The sequence below is a fragment of the Actinomycetota bacterium genome, from assembly GCA_036280995.1.
Taxonomy (GTDB): Bacteria; Actinomycetota; CALGFH01; order CALGFH01; family CALGFH01; genus CALGFH01.
The window spans coordinates 1-3,818 of record DASUPQ010000418.1 but is presented as its reverse complement, the minus strand read 5'-3'; the positions used below and the strand labels follow the sequence as shown (position 1 = coordinate 3,818).

At 70.6% G+C, this 3,818-nt stretch carries 4 protein-coding genes; all 4 read right to left on the bottom strand.

The features are described 5' to 3' along the window. Nucleotides 1-233 precede the first annotated feature (233 nt). Nucleotides 234-869: an NADPH-dependent F420 reductase gene (locus VF468_13835; GenBank protein HEX5879372.1), complete on the bottom strand. Its 636-nt coding sequence runs from the start codon at nt 867-869 to the stop codon at nt 234-236. A gap of 87 nt (nt 870-956) precedes the next feature. Next, the gene (locus VF468_13830; protein HEX5879371.1) at nt 957-1,553 is read right to left on the bottom strand and encodes a TrkA C-terminal domain-containing protein; all 597 of its coding nucleotides are present in this window, start codon (nt 1,551-1,553) and stop codon (nt 957-959) included. After that, entirely contained in the window at nt 1,550-3,292 is a 1,743-nt protein-coding gene (locus tag VF468_13825; GenBank protein HEX5879370.1) for a pyruvate dehydrogenase, read from the bottom strand. The genes VF468_13830 and VF468_13825 overlap by 4 nt, the downstream gene beginning before the upstream one ends. A 72-nt stretch (nt 3,293-3,364) precedes the next feature. Next, a partial coding sequence (locus VF468_13820) for a cytochrome c oxidase assembly protein (GenBank protein ID HEX5879369.1) occupies nt 3,365-3,818 on the bottom strand: 454 nt, incomplete at its 5' end.

The following is a 3,818-nucleotide window of genomic DNA, read 5'->3' as shown; positions in this document are numbered from 1 at the left end:
CGCCGCCCAGCATGGTGCCGATCATGGCTCCTCCTTCCGGTCCCCAGCGTCCCCAGCTGGTGTCGGGCGAAAGGCAAGGGTGTGCCGCTGCAAGGACCGTGCCATCGTCCCGATTCTCCCGACTCCCGCGGGATCACCGCGGAAGCCCTTTAGCGAGCGAGTCGATCACCCAGTCGCCGCCGGCGGCCTCGAGCTCCTCGGCGCTGTAGTGGTGGCTGGCTACCCGTCCGTGGTTATGGCATGACGAGCTTGACGGCGCTGCCGAAGTTGAGGCCCAGCGGCTGCTGGAGCGAGATGTGGAGGAAGCCGAGCTGCTCGAGCTGCTGGGCGCGGCTGAGGGGGCCGACGTCGATGGGCCGCAGCCCGCCGTCGGCGGCCAGCTGCGACACCTTCTGCTTGGCGGCCTCGTCGTCACCGGCGATGAGGACGTCGAGCCGCTGGCCGTCGACCTCGCCCCCCACGAGCGTGCCGGAGAAGGTGGTGTTGAACGCCTTCACGACCGGTGTCCCCTGCGGGACGAGCTGCTGGACCTCCTCGGCGGAGGAGGTCCCGGGGGGCGTCGCCAGCCGGTCCCAGGTCTGGGTGTCGACCGGGTTGGTGATGTCGACGACGGTCTTGCCGGCGAGCTGGTCGGCGTACTGCCGGGCGGCGTCCTTGATGCCGGGATAGTAGACGGCGAGGACGACCACTTCGCCGCCGAACGGTTCCTGGGGATCGAGCGCGGTGGCGGAGCCACCGAGGTCCCCGGCGAGCCGCTGCGCATCCGCCGGGTCGCGGTCCACGATCTCGACCTGGTGGCCTCCCGCGACCACGCGGGTTCCGATGCCGCGGCCCATGTTGCCCGCACCAACGATCGTCACTCGTGTCACGGGGCAGCCTCCTCAGGCAGTAGTCGAGCGTGCCAATTGCCTTGCCGGTGTCGGACGCTACAAACCTTGCCGCCTCCGGCAGCTCGTTCAGCCCACGACGAGATCACGGAACGCACCCAGGTCCCGGGGCCGGCTGACGACGACGAGGCGGTCGCCGGCCCGCAGGATCTCTGATGGCTCGGGAGCAGTGATCGCCTGATCGCCGCGGATGATGGCGATGATGGTCACCCCGGTTGCGCGACGTATCTCCAGCTCGGCGATGGACCTGTCAGCCCCAGGCGAGTCGGGCTCGAGGGCCACCCAGTCGATGAGCAGGTCGTCGAACACCGCCTCGACCTCCTCCACCACCGCCGGCTTGAAGAACGCCCCGCCCAGAATCGCCCCGAGCTTGCGCGCCTGGTGGTCGCTCAGCTCTACCGCCGAGGCCTGGTCGGCATCGGCGTTGCGGCCGTAGACAACGCGGCGCCCGCTGTCATGGATGACGACGGTGATGAGGCCGCCGTTGGTTCCCGTCATCTGGTAGCTGCGACCGATTCCTGGCAGGTCGTCGACGACGAAGTCGAGACCGCTGTCGGGCTCCATGCGCTTGCCCTCCTGTGCAACCGGGTCGACGAAGTATGACGGCGCCACCAACTCCAGTGGTTGCTGGAGCCGTGCCTTGGTGCCCACGAGCTCGATCGTCAAGGCCGTGGCAGGTTGCGCAAGTTGCTGCGGGCCATGTTGACCACCTCGTCGGCGTCGCCGGACAGCACCAGCCGGCTCATCGCAAGGGCGAACCCCTTGACCTGCTCGCCGGTGATCTTCGGCGGCATCGACAGGGCGTTGGGGTCGGTGAGCACGTCGACCAGCGCCGGCCCCTCGGCCGCCAGCGCCTCGCGCAGGCCGTCGCGGACGTCGTCCGGGTCCTCGATGCGGATCCCGGTCATGCCGGCGGCCCGGGCCATGGCGGCGAAGTCCGGGTTCTTCAAGCCGGTCCCGTAGGGCGGGTAGCCGGCGACCAGCATCTCCAGCGCCACCATGCCCAGCGAGCCGTTGTCGAAGACGACGAGCTTCACCGGCAGGTCGTACTGGAGGAGGGTGAGCAGCTCACCCATGAGCATGGCGAAGCCGCCGTCGCCGCACATGGCGATCACCTGGCGGCCACGGTCGGGCAGCTGGGCGCCGATCGCCTGCGGCAGCGCGTTGGCCATCGACCCATGCGCGAACGAGCCGAGCATGCGCCGCCCGGCGGTGGCGCGGATCAGGCGCGCCGCCCAGACGTTGCACATGCCGGTGTCGACGGTGAACACGGCGTCGTCGGCGGCCAGGTCGTCGAGCACGGCGGTGACGTGCTCGGGGTGGATGGGCCGGCGCCCGCGCACCTCGTCGGTATAGGCCCGGACCCGCCCCGCCAGCTCACGATGCCGGGCCAGCATCTGGTCCAGGAAGGCGCGGTCCGACCGCTCGGGCACCCGGGACAGCAGCGCCCTCAGGGTCTCCTTGACATCACCCCAGACACCCAGGTCCAGGCGCGACCGGCTGCCCAGCCGCTCGCGCCGGATGTCGACCTGCACCACCTTGGGCCGGGTCGGCATGAACTGCACATAGGGGAAGTCGGTGCCCAGCAGCACCAGCAGGTCGCATCCGTGCATGGCCTCGTAGCAGGCCCCGTAGCCGAGCAGCCCGGACATGCCGACGTCGTACGGGTTGTCGTGCTGAATCCACTCCTTGCCGCCGAGCGCGTGCCCGACCGGGGCCTTGAGCCGCTCGGCCAGGGCCAGGACCTCCTGGTGGGCGCCGGCGACCCCGCGGCCGCAGAACAGCGTCACCCGCCCCGCCCCTTCGACCAGCCCGACGAACTCGTCGAGCACCTCGTCGGACGGCCGGGCGGCGGGCCGCTGATCCAACCGGTAGGTGTGCTCCAGATAGGCGCCGCTGGCCTCCTGGTCGGCCACGTCTCCGGGCAGGGCGACGACCCCCACCCCGCCGCGGCCGAGCGCCTGCTGGACCGCGATCTGGGTGACCCGCGGCAGCTGTTCGGGACGGGTGACGAGCTCGCAGTAGTGGCTGCACTCCTGGAACGTCAGGGTGGGACGCGTCTCCTGGAAGTAGCCGGTGCCGATCTCGGTGCTCGGGATCTGCGCGGCCAGCGCCAGCACCGGCGCCATGCTGCGATGGGCGTCGTACAGGCCGTTGATCAGGTGCAGGTTCCCGGGCCCGCAGCTGCCCGCGCAGGCCACCAGCCGACCGGTCAGCTGCGCCTCGGCGCCAGCCGCGAACGCGCCGGCCTCCTCGTGTCGCACCTGCACCCAGTCGATGCCGTCGTGGCGGCGGATGGCGTCCACGACCGGGTTGAGGCTGTCGCCCACCACCCCGTACATGCGCCGCACCCCGGCGGCGAGCAGGATCTCGACGAACTGGTCGGCGACGGTGCGCTTGGCCATGACGACCTCCACGGTCCGGCAGCCCCCGGTTGGGCTGGGCGCTGCAGGAAAGACTTGCACGCATCCTGTCGCCTAGACCATGACGTCCTCGCGTTCGGTGGCTCGGATCCAGGTGACCAGGAGGACCAGCGCCGCCGCGAGGTAGATGCCGCCGGCTGGGATCCACATGATGACCCCGGCCACCTGCTGGTCGGCGAGCGGGTCCAGGCCCCAGGAGGCGGTCGTCGTGGCGTAGCCCGAGTACCACGGTGTCCGGGCGAAGGTCAGCAGGACCGCGAGGAACACGCTCTGCATCGCCATGGCGAACACGAGCAGGACGCCAAGGCCGCCCGAGACCCGGGCCGCGCCACGGACACCGATGACGACGTGCCAGAACAGGACGGCCGTGACCAGGAAGCTGGCATGCTCCAGGACGTGGACGAGCTCGTTGCCCAAGGCGGCGTCGTAGGGGGCCGCGGCGTGCCAGAACCAGATGACCCCAACCGAGAGCAGCCACGCGGCGGCCGGGTGGCGGAGGACGGCGAGG

Bases quoted from the DNA above. Each gene is read 5' to 3' on its own strand.
- VF468_13825 (HEX5879370.1), bottom strand. From the start codon at position 3,292: ATGGCCAAGCGCACCGTCGCCGACCAGTTCGTCGAGATCCTGCTCGCC.